Source organism: Streptomyces alkaliphilus (genome assembly GCF_014141535.1).
Lineage (GTDB): Bacteria > Actinomycetota > Actinomycetes > Streptomycetales > Streptomycetaceae > Streptomyces > Streptomyces alkaliphilus.
On the sequence record NZ_VKHT01001326.1, the window covers coordinates 1 to 1,097 of the forward strand.

Below are 1,097 nucleotides of genomic sequence, written 5' to 3' on the forward strand. Positions count from 1 at the left end.
GGGGAGGGGCGGTCGTTCGGCGGAGAGGCGGCGCAGTTCGTCGGCCGGGTAGGGGGTGCCTGCGGGGTCGTCGAGCATGCGGAGGACGAAGTCGGTCATCACGAGGGTGACCGGTGCGTGGCGGGTGACGATTCCGGCGACCGCGTCGGACAGTCCCTCCGGGCGGGCGCCCCCGGCGCACGCGCGCACCACCTCGGCGGCGTCCCTCACGCCGAGCCCGGAGAACATCCACAGCAGCCGGTTCACCAGGTACGACATCGCGTAGCAGGGGTCGTGGTCACGGTGCAGGTCGAGGAAGCGGGCGTGTTCGGGGGAGAGCCGGAAGCGTGAGGAGAGGGACAGCCCGTGGTCGGTGAAGTGAAGCCGCCGGCCGTCGGTGAGCACGTTGCCGAAGTGGGTGTCGAAGTGGAGGAGCCCCCGGGCGTTCATGGCCAGGGTTCCCGTGAGGAGTTCCCGTTCCACCATCAGACAGGCCTCGTCGGCGATGTCGCCGCCCTCGCGGACACGGTCGCCGAGCCACCGGTGGAGGTCCTGCGGGACGTACTCCGGGAAGAGGGCCAGGCTCGCCCCGGCGGTGGCCATCTCCTCCAGTCGGCGGCGGACCCCGGGCGCGCCACCCCACCGGGCGACGGTCCGGTCGATGTCGGCCAACTCCTCGGGCAGGGGCGGGGCCGGTTCGGGCAGCACGCGCCAGTGGTGCAGCAGGGGGAACCGGGGATCGTCGCCCCTGAGCACCCACCGGTGGGTCATGACGTGGGCGGCCAGTTCCCGCCAGGCGCCGAAGCCCGGTCCGCCCGCGCCGTAGTGGCAGAAGGCGGGCAGGTCGAAGAGGTCGGCGGTGGACCGCAGGTTCTCCGGTCGCAGTTCGGTGTCGGTGAGGGGGATCCGTTTGACGAAGACGGGGACGCCGTCGATCCCAAGGAGTGCCGATCGTCCGCCGATGCCGGTGCCCAGGGGTTTCGCCGCCGCCACCAGCGCGGCCAACTCCGCGTCGCCGCAGGAGGTCAGGGCGGTGGAGGCGGTGCGGTGCGCGACCAGGCGTTCCCGGTGCCCCGCGCGGGGGTCCGCCGGGTGCGCCGGGCCCACTGTGGTTTCCC

At 73.1% G+C, this 1,097-nt stretch carries 1 protein-coding gene; it reads right to left on the reverse strand.

Features of this window, described 5'->3' with window-relative positions:
* The coding region (locus tag FNQ90_RS24275; protein ID WP_323380156.1) for a protein kinase family protein at positions 1-1,086 on the reverse strand (1,086 nt) is incomplete at its 3' end.
* Positions 1,087-1,097 lie beyond the last annotated feature (11 nt).